General features: G+C 47.3%; 15 protein-coding genes. All 15 read left to right on the top strand.

Annotated elements, in window-relative coordinates:
* Nucleotides 1-52: 52 nt before the first annotated feature.
* Nucleotides 53-2428, top strand: coding sequence for a GumC family protein (locus tag HNV11_RS18230; protein ID WP_171741023.1), 2376 nt, complete (start codon nt 53-55; stop codon nt 2426-2428).
* A 35-nt stretch (nt 2429-2463) separates the two neighbouring features.
* Complete coding sequence (locus tag HNV11_RS18225; RefSeq protein ID WP_171741022.1) at nt 2464-3738, top strand: lipopolysaccharide biosynthesis protein; 1275 nt, start codon at nt 2464-2466, stop codon at nt 3736-3738.
* Nucleotides 3739-3932: 194 nt separating this feature from the next.
* Nucleotides 3933-5024 carry a hypothetical protein gene (locus HNV11_RS18220; RefSeq protein ID WP_171741021.1) on the top strand — a complete coding sequence of 364 codons (1092 nt, stop codon included), beginning with the start codon at nt 3933-3935 and terminating at the stop codon, nt 5022-5024.
* A gap of 5 nt (nt 5025-5029) precedes the next feature.
* Complete coding sequence (locus HNV11_RS18215; RefSeq protein ID WP_171741020.1) at nt 5030-6145, top strand: glycosyltransferase family 4 protein; 1116 nt, start codon at nt 5030-5032, stop codon at nt 6143-6145.
* Complete coding sequence (locus HNV11_RS18210; RefSeq protein WP_171741019.1) at nt 6142-7287, top strand: glycosyltransferase family protein; 1146 nt, start codon at nt 6142-6144, stop codon at nt 7285-7287. The genes HNV11_RS18215 and HNV11_RS18210 overlap by 4 nt, the downstream gene beginning before the upstream one ends.
* 41 nt (nt 7288-7328) lie before the next feature.
* Complete coding sequence (locus HNV11_RS18205; protein ID WP_171741018.1) at nt 7329-8075, top strand: glycosyltransferase; 747 nt, start codon at nt 7329-7331, stop codon at nt 8073-8075.
* 61 nt (nt 8076-8136) lie between these two features.
* Nucleotides 8137-9279 (top strand): glycosyltransferase, encoded by a 1143-nt coding sequence (locus tag HNV11_RS18200; protein WP_171741017.1) that lies wholly within the window; start codon nt 8137-8139, stop codon nt 9277-9279.
* Nucleotides 9280-9307: 28 nt separating this feature from the next.
* Nucleotides 9308-10459 (top strand): Gfo/Idh/MocA family protein, encoded by a 1152-nt coding sequence (locus HNV11_RS18195; protein WP_171741016.1) that lies wholly within the window; start codon nt 9308-9310, stop codon nt 10457-10459.
* Nucleotides 10460-10510: 51 nt separating this feature from the next.
* Nucleotides 10511-11605 (top strand): glycosyltransferase, encoded by a 1095-nt coding sequence (locus HNV11_RS18190; RefSeq protein ID WP_171741015.1) that lies wholly within the window; start codon nt 10511-10513, stop codon nt 11603-11605.
* 75 nt (nt 11606-11680) lie between these two features.
* Nucleotides 11681-12814 (top strand): non-hydrolyzing UDP-N-acetylglucosamine 2-epimerase, encoded by a 1134-nt coding sequence (gene wecB, locus HNV11_RS18185; protein ID WP_171741014.1) that lies wholly within the window; start codon nt 11681-11683, stop codon nt 12812-12814.
* A 37-nt stretch (nt 12815-12851) separates the two neighbouring features.
* Nucleotides 12852-15047 carry a bi-domain-containing oxidoreductase gene (locus tag HNV11_RS18180; RefSeq protein ID WP_171741013.1) on the top strand — a complete coding sequence of 732 codons (2196 nt, stop codon included), beginning with the start codon at nt 12852-12854 and terminating at the stop codon, nt 15045-15047.
* Complete coding sequence (locus tag HNV11_RS18175) at nt 15044-16714, top strand: alginate lyase family protein (protein WP_171741012.1); 1671 nt, start codon at nt 15044-15046, stop codon at nt 16712-16714. Before HNV11_RS18180 ends, HNV11_RS18175 begins: the two co-directional genes overlap by 4 nt.
* Complete coding sequence (locus HNV11_RS18170) at nt 16711-17928, top strand: glycosyltransferase family 4 protein (protein ID WP_171741011.1); 1218 nt, start codon at nt 16711-16713, stop codon at nt 17926-17928. The genes HNV11_RS18175 and HNV11_RS18170 overlap by 4 nt, the downstream gene beginning before the upstream one ends.
* Nucleotides 17925-18851, top strand: coding sequence for an NAD-dependent epimerase/dehydratase family protein (locus HNV11_RS18165; RefSeq protein ID WP_171741010.1), 927 nt, complete (start codon nt 17925-17927; stop codon nt 18849-18851). The genes HNV11_RS18170 and HNV11_RS18165 overlap by 4 nt, the downstream gene beginning before the upstream one ends.
* Nucleotides 18848-19831, top strand: coding sequence for an MraY family glycosyltransferase (locus HNV11_RS18160; RefSeq protein ID WP_171741009.1), 984 nt, complete (start codon nt 18848-18850; stop codon nt 19829-19831). The genes HNV11_RS18165 and HNV11_RS18160 overlap by 4 nt, the downstream gene beginning before the upstream one ends.
* Nucleotides 19832-19893 lie beyond the last annotated feature (62 nt).

Here is a 19893-nt window from a genome sequence, read left to right as displayed (position 1 = left end):
ATTCTAAACCTTAAGCTTTACGCTCTTAAAATACCTCACCAGGCTAAAACTAATGAAGACGAACAATCAGGTGAATGAACAATTCGGGCAGGAATACGTCAAGTTTATGCTTACCAAGTACCTTAAAAACTGGTACTGGTTTGTAATCGCTGTGGTTGTTAGCGGTCTTGTAACGTATCTTCTGTTAACAACCATTAAACCCATGTACAGCATACAATCCAGTTTGCTGGTTAACATGGAGAATAGCAGTAGTTCGTCACCCAAGGAGGATATTCTACGTGAACTGGATATTTTTTCTTCGTCTAAAAACATTGAAGATGAGATTGAAATTTTGAAATCGTACACGCTGGCGGAGAAGGTTGTAAACGATTTGAATCTCGATGTCAACTATTCTGTAAAAGACGGTTTGCATGAGCGGGATATTTACAAGCAATCGCCGGTAACAGTGACCGTCATTGAGCCTAACAAACAGCAAAATGGCAAGACTGTTGAGGCTACGTTTAGTGATAACGGTTTGGTGATTAATGGCGTTACGTATCCATTTAACCGGCCTGTTAATACCATTTTTGGTCGTATACTGATCCGTAGGAACAATGCTGCTATCCGGCCTTTCCGGCAAATTTTGTTGACTACTAATTCAAAAGAAGAAGTTGTAAAATCGTATATCAGCCGACTCAGGGTTAATCAGGCAAGCCGGTCGTCATATGTTCTACGAATAAATCTGGAGGATACATCCGTTGAACGCGGAGTAGCATTTATAAACCGTCTGATTCACTGGTACGATTTGTCATCTCTGCAGTACAAGAACCGCACGGCGTCGAATACACTCCGATTCATTAATGGTCGTCTGAGTATTATTTCGCGTGAACTGACCGATGTTGAAAAAGACATTCAGAATTATAAAACCCGCTCGGGTATAGTTGATCTAAGCGCTGAATCAACGGTATTCCTGGAGAAAGTACATGAAAATGATACGCAATTAAACCAGGTCAACATCCAGTTAGGCGCTCTGGATGAGATTGAAGAATATATCAGTAGTAAATCAGGTAAAAATAGCCTTGCTCCCGCTACGCTCGGGCTGGAAAACCCGGTGCTGACGGGCCTGCTATCTAATTTGTTTGAGTTGGAAATGCAGCGTGAAAAGTTGATCAAGTCGTCGCCTGAGGGGAGCACGGCTGTTCAGGTGATCGATAACCAAATCCGGCTGACCAAAACTAATATTGCGGACAACACCCAGTCGCTGCGCAAGATTCTGCAGAATACCCGCAACAAAGTAACGGCCTCCAATAAAAAGGTAGAGGCAGTTATCCAAACTATTCCGTTGAAAGAGCGAGTATTACTTGATATATCGCGACAGCAGGGTATTAAAGGCGAACTATATACCTATCTCTTACAGAAACGTGAAGAAACAGCCTTATCGCTGGCCGCTGCTGTATCAGATTTACGTATCGTAGATGCTCCAAAAGGCGATGTTAACCCAATCAAACCTAGGAAAGGTACCTATTATTTGTTTGCGTTGGTGCTTGGTATCCTGATACCTGTAACTGTACTATGGTTGTTAGACTTCTTAAACGACAAAGTGACGCGTAAGTCAGAGATTGAAGATGTAACTAACGTCCCTATTATTGGCGAAGTTATTGAGGCCAATATTACAACACCATTAGAAGTAAGTCCGTCAAGCCGGTCTCTATTATCTGAGCAGATTCGGGCATTACGAGCTAATATTCATTTCATGACGCCCGATGAGGAAGGACCGCAGACAATCCTTGTAACATCAAGTGTCAGCGGTGAAGGTAAATCATTTATTTCTCTCAACCTAGGTGCTAGTATGGCTATAACGGGTCGCCGAGTTGTGCTACTTGAACTCGATCTTAGAAAGCCTAAACTTCATAAGTATCTTGGAATTGACCCGAAAATGGGTATATCTAATTTTCTAATTGGGCAGAGTACGATAAGTGAAATCATTGAGCCAGTTGAAAATTATCCCGATTTATACTTCATTCCATGCGGTCCTCTACCCCCTAATCCATCTGAACTACTTAGCAGCAAGCGCATGGCCGAACTATTTGCTGCTTTACGCGAAGGGTTCGACGTAATCATTGCAGATACACCCCCGATTGGTCTAGTCAGCGACGCGTTTAGCATTGCGCCCCATGCTAACATCACATTATATATACTTCGTCACCTATACACTAACAAAGCGTATCTAAAAAACATTGAAACACTCTATCAGGAGAAACGCTTCAAAAATATGAGCATCTTAATCAATGGAATTGTAACTAAGAAAGAGTACGAATACAATTATGGTTATGGATATGACTCTGAATACGGTTATTCTAATAAGGCTGGCTATCATAATGATATAGATAAAATTAAAAAAAAGGTAATATTAAAAGGGTTCGGTGGCCGCAGTTGGTTCAATAGATGAAAGTAGTTAGTATAATGATAAACTCTATATGTTCAATGTCGTCATTTAAATATATAAAGGCATTTGGAGCAGAGCCTACAATAATCTTTATAGGAAAAATAATTGCTATTGTAGGACAGTTCATTGGGGTCAAAATGCTAACAACAGTAATGAGCTTAAAAAGTTATGGAGAGTTATCTGTTGCATTAAGCGCTTCTACTTTAGGAGTTTTATTAATATATGGTCCCTTAGGTCAAGGAATATCCCGTTATCTTTCAATAGCTATTGAAAATGGGCAGTTTAATTTCTATGAAAGTGCAATAAAGAAATTGACATTTCAGGCAATAACTGTTGTAGTGTTAATTTCTTTATGTCTTATTAGCATTATGTACCTATTTGTAAATGTTGCATATATATCTATCGTAACATTTATTGCGATATTATTAATTTTAGATGGATTAAATAGCAGCATATATGCAGGATTATATAATGCTGAGCGTAAACGAATACTCGCAGCTGTAATTGAAGTATTCGACAAGTTCAAATATTTATTTTCGTTTATTATTATATGGGCTCTAAATGATAATATCTACTATGCGTTGAGTTGTTTTATAATGACAGCATTAATATTACTATTATTCAATTTGTATAATTATAAAAATGTTTTTTCTAAATATAGGAATTCCTCTCATTTAATTAATGAAAAAAAAGTTGATTACAAAAAGTCAATATTTGTTTATTCGAGCCCTTTTGCAATTTGGGGCATATTCACATGGGGACAAACATTTTCTGAAAGATATATTTTAAACTACTTTTATTCAGGGGCCGAGGTTGGAGTATATGCAGTAATTAATCAGTTTGGTTTTCAAACGATAAGTTTAGGCAGTGGACTAATTATGCAATTATCTGCTCCAATTTTATTTAAACAAGCGTCTAAATCCTATGAAGCTGCCCACCGTTTATACGATTCTATAGTATTTTGGTTTATATTATTAATCATAGGTATTCTATTCATAACGTATTTATATTCTAAAGAAGTAATAATATTAGCTTCAAGTATTAAATATGCTCAATATGCTTATTATTTACCTTGGATGATGCTTGCTGGGTGTTTATTTTCAGCTGGTCAAATAATTTCAATGAAACAAATGATTGATATTCAGCCTAAAAAACTCATTCAGCCTAAAATAGTATCATCTGTAATTGAGATAATACTATTAATGATTTTTGTAAAGAGGAGTTCAATATCTGGTGTAATAGGAAGCAGTTTAGTGGCTAACTCTATATATTTTATTTGGCTGATAATTTTAAATAAGAAGAATAGATTATGAGCGCGTTATTATACAGTATATCTGCTTGGGTATTGATTTATCTGCTGAAGGATATAAGTCACACATTATCTTTTTTATTGTCTAGTTGGCTAATGTGTATATACATAATAAGGTGTCTTCCATATAAACTAGTAAATCTTGTTATACTATATCCAATTTTATGTTATTGGCTTTCAATCAACTATAACTCTTTCTTGTTTACTGAAGTCGGTGATGGAAAGGCATATTTTGAAATTAGTGATGATATAATTGAAGGATTCAATAATGGGGGATATAATTATATATCTTGGCTCTTTTTTATAGCTGGTCCGAAATATTTAAATTTAGGATTTTTACCGACAGCTCTTGTGCCAAGAATATTTTACGAATTTCCAAGTTCACAAGATTATCAACTAATACAATCATTGCTTCATCTTCAATTTGCATTAATAATACTTTATTTTTCATTAAAATGGCAAGTGCTTTCTAAGCAAAACTTGTTAGCAGTGATTTTATTTATATTAATTTCTCCAGGATTTATGACTGTAATAGCTTATCCTACAAGGCATTATCTTACCTTTTTTAGTATGTTTTTATGCTTTATTAGCTTTGAATCCTTAATGATAAAGCAGTCATTAATAAAACTTATTGGCTTAATTACAGGAATAATACTTCTTTTTTTTATAAAAGTGGCTTTAATTATTTTTATAGCTATATACTTCATCTATCGGATCTATAAAGAGGCCTTTAGCCTTAAATTAATTTTTGCTATTCTTTCGCCAGCAGTCTTAATAGGTATATATGAACTGTATTCATATACTAATTCGTTATATAATAGTAGTTTTTATGAAAAACAAATTGGTGTAATGGAAAATGTTTATTTAGGACCTTTACTCCCATTATATAAGTATGTAATGGCTATAGTCTCTCCATTTCCTTGGTATAAGTATAGTGTTGTTGTTGACACTATAGCTTATGGAGGTAATTGGGTGCTTTTATTAGCATATATTCCTACTGCTATAATAGGACTTTATATTTTTTTAAGAATGATTGTGTATAATGTTAAAATAATGAGACTGAATATAGAAACTTCAAAATTATTCTTGTTTGGCATTATAATGTCGTTATCATTATTAGGAGGGGATACAGGATTCAATGTATATGTAATTGTATGTATGCCATTTTTTGCTCCGCTTTTATTAATAAAGGAATATAACATATCAATTAAATGGCCTATACTGGCCTTAGTTGTTCTAAACGTAGTTGTTATGTTAATAAATAATGAGAGTATTTTTGACTACGTGTGATTGAAATGAGACATATTGTTTTTATTTGTAATGAGCTCCCACCAGCTTCTTCCGGAGGTATTGGGCATTTTGTGGCTGGTATGGCTCAGTGTCTCCATATAATGGGGTATAAGGTTACAGTGATAGGAATGTATTACAATAAGCCATATGTGGAGAACTATCCGTTTAATGTTATAAGGCTGTCTAGAACAAGAATTAAACATATCGGGCCATTTTTTGACTGTATCCGTTTGCAGTATTATTTAAAAAAACTTCATAAAGTACAACCTATTGATGTTATTGAATATCCCGATTACGAAGGGTTTGGAGCATACCACTTTTTAAATGTTCCTTTTGTAGTCAGACTTCATGATTCGAATTTTTACACAAATGGGTATTTCTACGGTAAGAGATCACTAACCTTAATAATGAAGTGGCTTCAACAAGCACTTAGCATCTATAGAGCCAATATTGTAGTCAGTGTTACAGATTCTGTATTGAAGAGCGTTAGGAAGTTGGTATTAATAAAAAAGCATTCAGTTATACCTAACATTGTTTTTGACTGTTATCCAGTAATTAAACGGCAAGAATTTTCCACTAATAGAATACTCTTACATGTTGGTACAGTAAGCAAGCTAAAGGGCTGTGATATAATACTTAATTCATTTCTTGAGATTGCTCATGAGTTTCCGGATATTAATTTATATTTTGTAGGTAGAATTCATTATTACGAATTAATAGAAAAGGTGGAAAAAGCCTCAATGATCAATAGAGTGGTTTTTCTTGGAGAACGTTCGCGAAGTGAAGTTAATGAACTATTAGCTCGTGCTTCAGTATGTATTTTTGCGTCAGAAAGAGAAAATATGCCTTTAGCTTGGATAGAAGCTATGAATATGGCTAAAGTTTTAATTGTTCCAAATATACCTGTGGCAACTGAATTAGTGAAGAATACTATTGACGGTTTTATAGTAAACAGAACTATAAAAGATTATATCGACTCTTTAAGATATATTTTTAATCTATCATCAATTGATTTAGCCACAATTGGCCTAAAAGCTAAGGCAAGTGTAAGCGAAAAGTATGATATGAATAGTGTAGTAATGAAAAATATTGAGCTCTGGTCTGCTATTTCAAAGTCATGAGAAAATTTAAAGACTATATTTTAGAAGTGCCAGTTTTACATGACGTACAAGCTGCGTTTAAAAACCGTCAACTTCAGCAGTATTATAAATCATTACGTGATTTTTATATTTCTAAGCCGAGTCGACCTTTCGATGAAGTTATAACAGAGAAAATAAGGTTATATGACACTACTTTTACATATAGAACAGATTTGAATATACTAATGTTTTATGATAATTCTGGTTGGCTTGATAAGCATATTAAACCTACATTGAACCAGTTTGGTAAAGTTGATACTGCATTCTTTAATGACCAGAATGGATATAAAGATAGGGAAGTGAATGCAAACACTCTTTTAAATTATACTAGTTCGAATAATTATGATTTGATTTTTATTGGTGGATCTAGGGGGCATATTTCAAATGAAGTATTGCGAAAAATTATGTATGAATACAAAGTTCCGATAATAAATTTTCAGTTTGATGATAAGCAAATTTTTAACCGCAAAGTTAATGACTATCAAACTGGCTCCTTAGAGGCTGCATATGGTTGTACTCTTACTTTTACAAATGCAAAATACTCTATCGATTGGTATCTTAAAGAAGGCTGCCCTGCTGTTTATTTACCTGAAGGCTCTCTCCCTAGTCTATATTACCCTGATAAAGCTGTTAAGAAAGATGTTGATGTAGCGTTTTTTGGTCAAAAGTATGGTTTACGAGGGAAGCTAGTTAAACATCTTCATCGTAATAATATCAATGTTGTAGCGTATGGACCAGGTTGGCAAAATGGTTTTGTTGAGTTTGAAATACAAAGGCAGTTAATCCAAAGGACTAAAATTGTAATTAGTCATGAAGGTGTTGGCTACTCTTTTTGGCCTTCTCATATAAAAGGCAAAACATTTGATTTTGCATTAAGCGGGGCTTGTTTGTTAACTTCTTATTCTTCTGAGTTGCCAGATTGGTTTGTGCTCAATCAGGAAATATTGTGCTATTATAATTTTGAAGATGCTGTGGACATCATCCATTATTATTTATCACATCATGATGAGCGGTCTACTATAGCTCATAACGCTTATTTGAAGGCGCTTAATTACCATACTTGGTGGCATCGCTTTGATATGATTTTTAAACTTTTAGATAAGCATTGCTTAAAATTAAAATGAATCAGCCATTTGTATCTATTGTTATGCCGTGTTTCAATTCCGTGAAAAGTATATCAAGTTCAATAGATAGTATAATTAGACAATCTTGGAAGCATTGGGAGCTTATTATTATAGATGATAAAAGCACTGATGGTACTCAAGGAATACTTGAAATATATGCAAATAAAGATCATAGAATTAAAATATTTTATAACGAGATAAATTGTGGTCTCGCATATTGCCTTAACAAAGCCATAAAATTGTCAAAAGGAGAGTTTATTGCACGTATGGATTCTGATGATATTAGTTTTTCTAAACGTCTTGAAAAGCAAGTTGATTTTTTAATGCGTAATCCTAACGTTGATGTACTTGGCACAGGAGCTCAGCTAGTTAATTCTGAGGGTAAGTTAGTTAGCACACTCATATTGCCATCAAGTCATGCTGGAATAGTCTCTCAACGCTATTTGAAGCCTTTTTTTATACATCCAAGCGTAATGTTTCGTGCTGATTTTTTTGAAAGATTTGGAGGCTATAATGAAAAGCTTAGAAAGACAGAAGATCTAGACTTATGGTTAAGAGTTAGACGAAATGCTAGTTTCCACAATTTGCCAGAAGTACTTTTTCAATATACATATAAGCCAATACTACCCTTTAAAACATTTTATAGTGATTTCAAAGTAAGGTTTATTCATATGCTTGAAAGTGGGGAATTATTATTTAAAGGATACGAATTGATTTTATATTTAGTACGGTTTCTCTTACTAACATATACACCATATATTAGTAAATCTAGCAAAGAAAATAGTTAATTTATATGTTGACTTTTAATGAATCTTAGTTTGAGTTTCTTAAATGCTATTTTGTGCTGATATGAATAAGCCTAGGGAGAAGATTCTTTTATTTGTTGAATACTACCTGCCTGGTTATAAATTCGGCGGACCTATTCAGTCTGTTGCTAATTTAGCTCAACTTTTGAGTGAAACCTACGAGGTGTATATTGTAACTCGTGATCGCGACTTTGGCGATTTACAGCCATACGATGGTATATTAACAAATGAGTGGATTAAATGTGAATATTATCAAGTAATTTATTTAAGTCCGGCGCATATAAGTATAGCGGCAATACATGGGCTTATTCAGTCTCAATCTTTTGATTATATTTATACGAATAGCTTATTTTCTTATTTTACGCGCATATTACTATTTGTTACGTTATGGTCACGACAAAAAATTATTATTGCACCCCGTGGTGAGCTAAACGAAGGAGCAATCAATTTAAAGGCTTATAAAAAAAAGCCTTATATATATCTAATGCGATTTGTTCTAAATGGTCGAATCATTTGGCATGCGACGGATTTTGAAGAAATTAAGTCAATAAAGCGTATTTTTTTTAACTCTAAAATAGATCCCCTTCAAGTACGATTAGCGCCCGATACTCCTCGATTGCTTTCCCAACGAAAAAGTTATTATAAGGAAACGGGCAGAGTTCGTCTGGTATATGTGTCCCGCATTACCCCTGTAAAAAACCTTATATTTTTACTTCAACTACTAAAGGGTGTTCGACAGGGGAGTATAGAGATTTATCTTTATGGCCCAATAGCAGATTCGAGCTATTGGCGGCAGTGTAAAGAGTTTATAAGCGAGTTACCCATTAATTGTCAAATCGTTTATAAAGGAGCATTACCACATGATAAAGTCAATGAAGTGATGGCTCTATATGATTTTATGATATTACCCACTCTGGGCGAAAACTTTGGTCATACCATATTTGAATCTCTGTCAGTGGGGTTGCCAGTGATCATCAGTGATAAAACACCTTGGCGCAATTTGATTGCTAAAAACGTTGGCTGGGACATTCCCTTAAAACCGTCGTGCTGGCTTGATGTGTTAAAGATCTGTTTGGATATGGATAATCAGACATATAGCCAAATGAGCGAGCAGGCCAAAGCTTTAGCAAACGATTATGTTAAGTCCGAAAAATTCGAGCAGAGTTATTTAAAGCTATTTTCCTAACTGGTTTGAGCATACTCTCATAATGCGTTTGTCTGAGCAGTTATATAAACTAATCCGTTTCGCCAAGATCTATGGCTGGCAGCGGGCCCTGAACAAGGCAGTGGCCCGCACGCGGCCAACCTGGCTGCGTAACCCCTTTGTGCTGCGACGACAGGCGGAGGTGTCACTGATCGGCTGCGGCCAGTTTGCATTCAGCTGCGTTTGCTTTTATCTCCAGAAGCACAAAGGCAATGTCTTTTTAGATGCGTTTGACCTGGACGAAAAGCAGGCCGAATCGCTGGGCAGTTACTACGGGTTCCGGAACGTAGCTTTAACTCCGGCCGATGTGTTCGGGAATCCGGCGCTGCGGCTTTTATACGTTATTTCCAACCACGCATCGCATACACCCTATGCCGTTGAGGGCCTGAAACGGGGGCTGGCTGTGTATGTCGAGAAGCCAGTTTCGGTTAGCTACGAACAGTTCGTCCAGTTATCGGCGGCCCGGCAATCGGCAACGGGCCGGCTGTTTGCGGGTTATAACCGGCCATACTCGCGGGCCATCCAGACCCTTCGCGAGTGGTTACCGGCGCAGAAGCCGGGCGGTGGGTTCAGCCTGAGCTATTTTATCAATGGTCACGTGATTCCCCCGGATCACTGGTATCGCCGACCCGACGAAGGCACCCGCGTCTGTGGGAACCTGGGCCACTGGATTGATCTGACAGTCCATATCTGGAGCTGGCGCAGCCTGCCCAACTGGATCGATATTCGAATCGCCTACGCGAACCCCGCCGAGCCGGACGACAATCTTTGCGTGACGTTCACGACCGATAAACAGGATATAGTATCTATCCTGCTGACAGCCCGCTCGGAGCCATTTGAAGGCATCAGCGAATCGGTCAACCTGCAGTATGGCGATCTGATTGCGCGCATTGATGACTTTCGTTCGCTCAAGCTCTGGCAGGGCAGCCGGCGACTGGAACGTCGCTATAGCCCGAAAGACGTCGGCCACGAACGGGCCATCCTGCAGCCGTACTGGACCGACAACCGGGATTGGGAGGAGGTAGAGGTATCGACGCTGCTGATGCTGCATATAAAGGATATGGTTGAAGCGGGTAGGGAGGCATCCCGTTTTGATCTTTTCCAGGAGTTGAAACGGCTGGAAACTGATGTTCAGCAGAAAGCATTACCACTCACGGTCTAAGTCAACCCGAAGGAATTTAATACTAACTCAACTCTTTAAAAACGAAAAAGAATGGTATTGATCGATGCAGCTAACGTGTCTGGGGGCGGGGCCATTCTGCTACAGTATTTAGTTGATCAACTAAGTGAGCGGGGGTTGCCGTATTTTGTGCTGAAGAAGCCAGCTGTATCATTGACCGCACCTGCTGGCCAATACGCAGACGCTCAGATTAATCTTCTGAATCGGCAGTCAATGCTGCGGACTTACATCCAGCAGGTTAAGCCAAAGACAATTCTTTGTTTTGGTAATTTCCCTCCGCCTTTTTATACGGGTGTCCGGACGGTTACTTATTTTCACAACTCGCATTATCTCAAGGGACACGACCGCCGTAATTTTAGCCGAAATCATTACCTGAAACGGCTATTGCGAAGGCTGTATCTGCAAACTAACCTCGATTATTCCGAGCTGTTTGTGGTTCAGATTCCGGTCATCCGGGAGGCTTTTGTTAAAACCTTTGGTGTGCAGGGGACTCGCCTGCAAACCCTTCCTTTTTATAATCAGGAACGGATTGAGCAAATCAAGGCGGAAGAGCAGGAGGCCCGGGTTGTAAAAAACCGTAACGCCTTTATTTATGCCAGCAGCTCTGAACCGCATAAAAACCACGCCAATCTGCTGAAGGCCTGGGCGGTTCTGCACCAGCGGGGCTTTACCCCAACCTTGTATCTGACCATTTCGCCAAATTCACCCTATACGACGCCCGCACTATTACAGCAGATTGATATACTGAAACGTAAGGGGGTAGCTATCATAAACAAAGGGAGTTTACCCTACGACGATTTGCTACGGCTGACCTATAGCTGTTCTGCCTGCATTTTCCCGTCGGTGAATGAAACGCTTGGGCTTGGCCTGGTTGAATCATACTGGATGGGGAACTCTGTACTGGCTGGCCGACGCCCTTACCTGTCTGATGTAGTGAGGCCGTCTGCTGATTTTGACCCGCATGATCCGGAAAGTATTGCCGATGCCGTCGTGCAGTATATGACGGGGAGTCTGCCAGAAACAGAACTGGTAATCAATAATCAAATCAATGAATTTATTGAACTACTCTATCCGCAAAAGGCGCAGCTGACTGCAAAGATTGACTCTCAAACCGTACCAAGCCGGTGATCGAGTTAGAGACTGTACGTGAAAGACATGGACATATAACAGGAATTAACCACACCACTTACTGTAAACCCGTAAATGAAAATCCTGAACATTGTTGGGGCCCGGCCGAACTTCATGAAGGTGGCCCCCCTGCACCGCGCGTTTCTGGCCTATCCGGATATTGACTCGAAAATCGTGCATACGGGCCAGCACTACGACGCCCGCATGAGCGACGTGTTCTTTAACCAGCTCGAACTGCCCCAGCCCGATTATTACCTCGGCGTTGGCGGTGGCACGCACACGCAGCAGACGGCCGAGATCATGCTCAAGTTTGAGGAGGTCATGACCGCCGAACAACCCGACTGGGTGCTGGTGGTGGGCGACGTAACGAGTACAATTGCCTGCGCCCTGGTGGCGGTGCGGATGGGCGTTCGGGTGGCACACGTTGAAGCTGGGCTGCGCTCGGGTGATCGGCGGATGCCCGAAGAAATCAACCGGATTCTGACCGATAACCTGTCGGATCTTTTATTCGTGACCGAGCAGGCCGGGCTGGACAACCTCCGGCGCGAAGGTGTGGCCAATGAAAAAGTGCAGTTTGTGGGCAACGTCATGATCGACTCGCTGGTGCATTACCGACGTAAAGCCAATGAACTCGACACCATCGGGGCGCTGGGACAGACCCCCGGCGCGTATGTCGTAGTGACGATGCACCGTCCGGCCAATGTCGATGCCGAAGCGGGTCTACGAAGTATCGTGCAGATCGTGGAAAACACGGCTCCGCTCAAAACGGTGCTGTTTCCGGTGCATCCGCGCACCCGTGCCAACCTGACCCGCTTTGGGCTGATGGACCGGCTGCTGGCGATTCCGAACGTGCAGCTGCTGGAGCCGCAGGGGTATCTGGAGTTTCTGAACCTGATGGAACACGCGGCTATCGTCATCACCGATTCGGGCGGGATTCAGGAGGAAACGACCTATCTGCAGGTGCCCTGCCTGACCTTCCGCGACTCGACCGAGCGGCCCGTGACCGTAACGCTCGGCACCAACCAGCTCCTGGCCGACCTGAACGCCGAAACCGTTCGGCAGAAAGTCGGCGAGATTCTGGCGGGGCAGGCCAAACCCGGTGTCGTACCGCCCCTCTGGGACGGACAGGCCGCCGGGCGAATCGCCGGGATTCTGCTGGAAACAAAACCGGCTGTTACCGGGGCCGCCCTGGCTGAACTCGCTCAATAGATTTTTTATTCAAAGACTCTCTGGCCGCTATCCCGCCATGAAACAACTGATCCAAAACTTAAAAACCGGTGAGACCCTGCTTCAGGATGTGCCGGCTCCGCAGGTACGCCGGGGGCAGGTACTGATCCAGACGCGCCGGTCGCTGGTGTCGCTCGGCACGGAACGGATGCTGGTCGAGTTCGGTAAGGCGAATCTGATCGCCAAAGCCCGCCAGCAGCCCGACAAGGTGAAGCAGGTACTCGAAAAGATTCAGTCCGATGGACTGATGCCGACGCTGGAAGCCGTGTTTCGTAAGCTCGATCAGCCGCTGCCGCTCGGTTACTGCAACGTCGGTACGGTGCTGGCGGTCGGGGAGGGCGTAACGGACCTGCGCATCGGGGATCGGGTTGCCTCCAACGGCCCCCATGCCGAGGTGGTGTGCGTGCCGCGTAATCTGGTCGCGCCCATTCCCGACGGTGTTTCAGACGACGAAGCGGCTTTTACGGTCATTGGCGCCATTGGCCTGCAGGGTATCCGGCTGCTCAACCCTACGCTGGGCGAAACAATCGTGGTGGTGGGACTGGGCCTGATCGGGCTGCTGACAGCCGAACTACTGCGGCTCAACGGCTGCCGGGTCATTGGGCTGGACGTAGACGAGACCAAGCTGCAACTGGCCAACCAGCGCGGTATCATCGCTCTGAATCCGGCTGCGGGTACCGACCCCGTCAAGGCCGTGCTGTCGCTGACGAATGACGTGGGGGCCGATGGCGTGGTGATAACGGCGTCGGCCAAAACCGATGAGCTGATGTCGCAGGCGGCCCGTATGAGCCGCAAACGCGGGCGGATCATCCTGGTGGGCGTAGTGGGGCTGAACCTGAGCCGTGCCGAATTCTATGAAAAAGAGCTTCAGTTTCAGGTGTCGTGCTCCTACGGGCCCGGCCGTTACGACGATCAGTACGAACAGCAGGGACAGGACTACCCGCTGCCGTTTGTGCGCTGGACCGAGAACCGCAACTTCCAGACGATCCTGCAACTGCTGGCGGGTGGGCAACTGGACGTAAAGCCGTTCGTCACGGAGGTCGTGCCGTTTGCGGATTACAATGCCATTTATGGACAGATGGGGCAGGCGAATCCCTCGGGCGGGCCGTCGATTGCTTCCCTGATGACCTATCCGGAAGCGGTAGAGCTGAGTTCGACGGTGGTGCTGCGCGAAGCTCAGTACGGGGGCGGAACCGGCACAGTCGGGCTGATTGGCGCGGGTAACTTTACGGGCGCTACGCTGCTGCCCGCCCTGAAAGCAGCCGGGGCCAACCTGAAAACCATTGCCAGTGCGGGGGGGCTGAATGCTACCCTGCTGGCGAATAAGCATGGCGTTGCCGAAAGCACAACCGATTATCGCCAGATCATCAGCGACCCGGCCATTGATCTGTGCGTGATAACGACCCGGCACAACAGCCACGCCCGGATGGTGGTCGAGGCCCTGCGGGCGGGTAAGCACGTCTTTGTCGAGAAACCCCTGGCAATCTACGATGAGGAACTATCGGCGATCATCGACGCGCAGCAGGCGTCGGGCCGGACGGTGATGGTAGGTTTCAACCGACGGTTTTCGCCCCACGCGCAGAAGATGAAAGCGCTCCTGGGCGGTGAACGGTCGGATGAAGTGCCGATGAACATCGTGGCGACGATGAACGCCGGGTTTATTCCGGCCAATTCCTGGGTGCATGACCGCGCCGTTGGGGGTGGCCGTATCCTGGGCGAAGCCTGCCATTTTGTGGATTTGATTACGTTTCTGACCGGCAGCCGGGTGGTGTGCGTGTGCATGAACGCCATGGGGCGGCAACCATCCGAAACGAGCGATTCGGCCTCGCTGCTGCTGCGTTACGAGAACGGTTCGACGGGAGTGATTAATTACTTCGCCAACGGCAGCAAGGCCTACGCCAAGGAACGCGTGGAGGTGTATTCGCAGGAACGGACGCTGGTGCTGGACAACTTCCGCAAGCTGACGGGGTATGGATTCCGGGGCTTCTCGAGCCTGAGCGGCCGACAGGACAAGGGCCATGCCGAGCAGATGAAGCAGCTGATTCAACGGCTGCGCACCCCTGCCGACAGCCAGCCCCTGATTCCCTTTGCGGAGATTATGAACACGACCCAGACGACGCTGGGGGCGCTGCACAGTCAGCGCGAGGGACGCTGGATTGACGTACATACAATTGGCCAGCTGCAAACGCAGGCCGTAGTCGCCGAAGCGGTATGAATGAGATCGGGTTAATCTGGAGAACGGTGCGGCATCTGCACTCCCGGCAGATACGCTACCAGGTAATTAACCGGCTGCGGGGCCGGGCGCAGCTTCGGCTGCCTGATTCGGCACCGGTCGGGTATTTTTTGGCGGTGCCGGAAGCGGATAAGCCGGTTTCGTGGGTGAACGGAACCTTTACGTTCCTGAACCTGCCGGTGAGTTTTGACGAGGAACCAGATTTGCGTCATGAAGGCGTGACGACCGCAGCCAGCGCGGGGGAAAGCGCCGTGGACGTACTAAGTCCGCAGGGCGTAAGCCCCGACTGGAACTTTGCCGACAACGGCAAGCTCTGGACGTATAACCTCAATTACTTTGATTTTCTGAACCAGCCGGGGCTTACGGCCGACGAAGGGCTGGCCCTGATTCAGGCGTTTATCGGCCGGACCGATACGCTGAAGGATGGCCTGGAGCCGTATCCAGCCTCCCTGCGAATCATCAACTGGGTGCAGTTTCTTAGCCGAAACCGGATTCAGGACGAGGAGATTAACCGGCACCTGTTCGCGCAGACGGACCTGCTGCGTCGGCGGCTGGAATACCATCTGGCGGGGAATCATCTGCTCGAAAATGGTTTCGCGCTGCTGATCGGTGCCCTGTATTTCCGGCAGGCTGACTGGTTTCAGCAGGCCGCCCGCCTGACCCGTGCGGAACTGGAGATTCAGGTGCTGGCCGATGGGGGGCACGATGAGCGTAGCCCGATGTACCACCAGATTCTGCTCGACCGGCTGCTGGACGTAGTGCTGGCTCTGCAGGCCGATAACTGGCATGAAGATTCGGAACTGGTCGATTTCCTGGTCGAAAAAGGCCGTCAGATGCTTGGCTGGCTGGAGGCCGTAACGTTTGCCAACGGCGACGTGCCGATGGTGAATGATGCCGCCTGGGACATTGCGCCCACGACAGACCAGCTTCGCGAAAAAGCCTCGCTGGTGTTGGCAGCCGGAGCGGGCCCGGTATCAAAAACGGCGTTGGGCCAGAGCGGCTACCGGATGCTGCGTTTGCCGCGCTACGAACTGCTGGCTGATGTGGGCGCGGTGGGGCCGGATCACCAGCCGGGACATGCCCATGCCGATACGCTCTCCTTTGTGCTGTATGTGGACGGCCAGCCGGTAATTGTGGACAGCGGCACATCAACCTACCAGATTAGTCCGCGCCGGACCTGGGAGCGCAGCACAACGGCCCACAATACGGTAGAGGTCGGCGGGCAGGACTCCTCGGAGGTCTGGGGCGGCTTTCGGGTGGGGCGTCGGGCGCGGGTTACGCTCCTGGCCGATACCGATACCGTTCTGGCGGCCCGGCACGATGGCTACCGGCACCTCGGCATTACGCACGAACGGAGCTGGGACTTACGGCCCGGCGAAATTCGCATGAACGACCTGATCACCGGCTCTTCGACCTGCGCCATCAGCGGCATGGCCCGTCTGTATATTCACCCCGCTATCTCCGTTAGGCTGGCAGGCGATACTGCCCTGGTCGGACCGCTGCGACTGAACTTCCGTTCGGATCGTCCGGTGGTGCCGACCCTGAGCCAATATGATATGGCAACGGGGTTCAACCAATGGCAGTCCGGCAGCTGCCTTTCTGTTCTGTTTGTTAACCGTCTCCACACCCAGGCAACGCTGATCGAATGAACATTCTATACCTGACCTTTTATTTTGAGCCGGACCTCTGTGCGGGTTCGTTCCGGAACACACCATTGGTGAGCGAACTGGCCGAACAGCTCTCGGCTGCGGATACCCTCCACGTCGTAACGACCCAGCCGAACCGCTATCAATCCTTTAAAGTCGCGGCACCCGGCCACGAAGAACGCCTGGCCGACAGCGGCTGCCGGGTAATAATCGACCGCGTCGTGATTCCCACACATGCCAGCGGGCTGGCCGATCAGATTCGTTCGTTCCTGACGTATTACCGGGCGGCTCACCGGCTCACCCGGGGGCAGCAGTACGATCTGGTGGTGGCATCCTCGTCGCGGCTGTTTACGGCCTTTCTGGGTGCTCGCTTTGCCCGTCGACAGCGTAAACCGCTATTCCTCGACATTAGGGACCTGTTCCGCGAAACGATTCTGGAAGTGCTCAAAAATCCGGTGCTGCGCCTGGGGCTGAACCCGGTGCTGTGGGCCGTCGAAACATACACCTTCGGCTACGCCCGCCATATTAATCTGGTTTCGGAGGGGTTCCGGTCGTACTTCAGCCGGTTTTCGCAGGCGACGTACACTTACTTTACGAACGGCATCGACGACGAGTTTCTGGATTTTCCGGTCAGTGGGCCCGCAGCGGCAGCGGAGCCTAAAACGCTGCTTTACGCTGGTAACATTGGCGAAGGCCAGGGGCTGCACAAGATCATTCCGCAGGCCGCCCGGCAACTGGGCAATGGGTTTCGGTTCGTGGTGATCGGCGATGGGGGGGCGAAGGCCAGGCTCGAAGCCGCTATTCAGGCCGAAGGCGTTCAGAACGTAGAGCTGCGCAAACCCGTGGGTCGGAAAGAGCTGATTGCCCAGTACCAAAAGGCCGATTACCTGTTTGTTCATCTAAATGATCTCGACGCGTTCCGGCGGGTGCTGCCGTCCAAGCTGTTCGAGTACGGCGCTACCGATAAGCCGGTCGTGGCGGGTGTCACGGGCTATGCCGCTCAGTTTGTCCGCGACCACCTCGACAACCGGATTCTGTTCAACCCCGGCGAGGTCGATAGTCTGGTTTCGCAGCTGCGTGCCCTGCCGTACCGAACAGGTTACCGGACTGATTTTGTCGCCCGCTTTCAACGTAAGACGATCATGGGCGCGATGGCCCGGCAAATCCAAACCACCGTCGCCGAACGGGCCGACGCCCCTGAACCCGCTACCGTATGACTATTCTCTTAACGGGCGCATCGGGTTTTCTGGGGAGCCGGATTCTGGCCGAACTGCGGCCGGGGCATCCGGTCACTACGCTTGGTCGGCAGACAACCGGTCCCTGCGCCGATTGCCCCCACATTAGCTGTGATCTGGCCGAACAGGTGCCTGAGCTGCCGGGGCAACCGTTCGAGGTCGTCATTAACTCGGCGGGTAAGGCCCATTCGGTGCCACGTAACGCGCAGGAACTGGCCGACTACGAACGGGTGAACGTTCAGGGGACGGGCCGTCTTCTGCTGGCTTTGGAACAAAGACCGGCTTTGCCCGCTGCCTTTGTGCATATCAGTACGGTGCTGGTGTATGGCCGTCCGGAAGGGCAGCGGCTGGACGAGCAGACGACGCTCGACGCGCAGGATGCCTACGGACCCAGTAAAGTGCGGGCCGAAGCCGTTGTGCGCGAGTGGGGCCGGCGCATGGGGGTCCGGACCACGATTCTGCGGCTGCCGCTGGTTGTCGCCGAACGCCCGAACGGAAATCTGGCGGCTATGCAGAACGCCATCCGGCGCGGCTATTACGTGCGCATTGGTGATGGATCGGCGCGCCGGAGCATGGTCCGGGCCGACGACGTAGCGGCCGTGCTGCTGCGGGCGGCTGCCGTAGGCGGTACGTTCAACCTCACCGATGGCTATCACCCCAGTGTCCGCGAACTCGAAGACGCTATTGCCCGGCAGGTTGGTCGCCAGCGGATTCCGGCCGTGCCGCTGGGCCTTGCCCGGCAGGTAGCGCGCGTCGGCGACGGCATCAACGCCGTGGTAGGTCGGCGGTTTCCGCTCGATTCCATTGCGCTCCAGAAACTCACCGGCTCGCTGACCTTTTCGGATGACGCAGCCCGCCAACAATTTAACTGGCACCCGCGCCCCGTTCTTGACCTGTTCCAATGAATCTGATGGTTTATCTTCTGCTCACAACGGCTTTACTGGCGGCCGAACTGCTGTACCTGCGGGTGGCGCGGTACTACAGCATTGTTGACAAGCCGAACGAACGCAGCTCGCATACCGGCCTGACGACCATCCGGGGCGGGGGAATGCTGTTCTGGGTAGCTGCGCTGGGGGCGTTTTTTTATAGCGGCTTTGTCTACCCTTATTTTTTTCTGGGGCTGTCGCTGGTAGCGGCCGTCAGCTTTTTCGATGACCTGCGACCCTTACCGAACCGTTACCGCATCGGTATTCAGTTTGTGGCGGTGGGACTGCTGCTGCGGCAAACAGGTGTTTTTCCGGATACCGTCTGGATGATGGGCCTGAGCCTGATCATCGGCGTAGGAATTCTGAACGCCTATAATTTTATGGATGGAATTAACGGCATCACGGCGTTTTATAGCCTTGTTGCCGTTGGCACGTTATGGTACTGGCACGGCCAGCAGCCAATCGATTCGGCGGGTCTGGCAATCAGCGGGGCCCTGCTGCCGTTTACGTTCGTCGCTCTGCTGATCTTCAGCTACTTTAACGCGCGTCGGCAGGCGGTCTGTTTCGCCGGTGATGTCGGTAGTGTGTCGGTTGCCTGTATCATTCTGTACGCGCTGCTGCCGATGATCCGGCAAGGCGAGACGTATTTACCCGTGCTCTTCCTGGCCGTGTATGGTGTCGATAGCATCCTGACCATCATCCACCGGCTCGCGCTGGGGCAGAATATTTTCCAGGCGCACCGCCTGCATCTGTTTCAGCTGCTGGTTCATAAAGGCCGCTGGCCGCACCTGCGCGTATCGGCCGTATATGGCCTGGTACAGCTGGTTATCAACGGTCTGATACTGCCTGCCCTGACCTGGTCGGCTGGTGCCCAGGCTGCGCTGGCGGGGGCTATACTGGGCAGTCTGGCCGTAACGTATGTCATTCTGAAGCGAAGGCTAATGCACAGCCGTGTCTGAAAGGGCCCATACCAGACGGGGCGGCTCTGTGCACAGAGCCGCCCCGTCTGGTAGCGAATATG

Origin of the sequence: Spirosoma taeanense, from assembly GCF_013127955.1 — a bacterium.
Lineage (GTDB): Bacteria > Bacteroidota > Bacteroidia > Cytophagales > Spirosomataceae > Spirosoma > Spirosoma taeanense.
This window is presented reverse-complemented; position numbering and strand designations above follow the sequence as displayed.

What these genes read in the sequence shown, in the direction of transcription:
- HNV11_RS18190 (WP_171741015.1), top strand. Translation starts at nt 10,511, where the DNA reads ATGGTATTGATCGATGCAGCTAACGTGTCTGGGGGCGGGGCCATTCTG.
- HNV11_RS18165 (WP_171741010.1), top strand. Translation starts at nt 17,925, where the DNA reads ATGACTATTCTCTTAACGGGCGCATCGGGTTTTCTGGGGAGCCGGATT.
- HNV11_RS18225 (WP_171741022.1), top strand. Translation starts at nt 2,464, where the DNA reads ATGTCGTCATTTAAATATATAAAGGCATTTGGAGCAGAGCCTACAATA.
- HNV11_RS18210 (WP_171741019.1), top strand. Translation starts at nt 6,142, where the DNA reads ATGAGAAAATTTAAAGACTATATTTTAGAAGTGCCAGTTTTACATGAC.
- wecB (WP_171741014.1), top strand. Translation starts at nt 11,681, where the DNA reads ATGAAAATCCTGAACATTGTTGGGGCCCGGCCGAACTTCATGAAGGTG.
- HNV11_RS18200 (WP_171741017.1), top strand. Translation starts at nt 8,137, where the DNA reads ATGAATAAGCCTAGGGAGAAGATTCTTTTATTTGTTGAATACTACCTG.
- HNV11_RS18175 (WP_171741012.1), top strand. Translation starts at nt 15,044, where the DNA reads ATGAATGAGATCGGGTTAATCTGGAGAACGGTGCGGCATCTGCACTCC.
- HNV11_RS18180 (WP_171741013.1), top strand. Translation starts at nt 12,852, where the DNA reads ATGAAACAACTGATCCAAAACTTAAAAACCGGTGAGACCCTGCTTCAG.
- HNV11_RS18215 (WP_171741020.1), top strand. Translation starts at nt 5,030, where the DNA reads ATGAGACATATTGTTTTTATTTGTAATGAGCTCCCACCAGCTTCTTCC.
- HNV11_RS18170 (WP_171741011.1), top strand. Translation starts at nt 16,711, where the DNA reads ATGAACATTCTATACCTGACCTTTTATTTTGAGCCGGACCTCTGTGCG.
- HNV11_RS18230 (WP_171741023.1), top strand. Translation starts at nt 53, where the DNA reads ATGAAGACGAACAATCAGGTGAATGAACAATTCGGGCAGGAATACGTC.
- HNV11_RS18160 (WP_171741009.1), top strand. Translation starts at nt 18,848, where the DNA reads ATGAATCTGATGGTTTATCTTCTGCTCACAACGGCTTTACTGGCGGCC.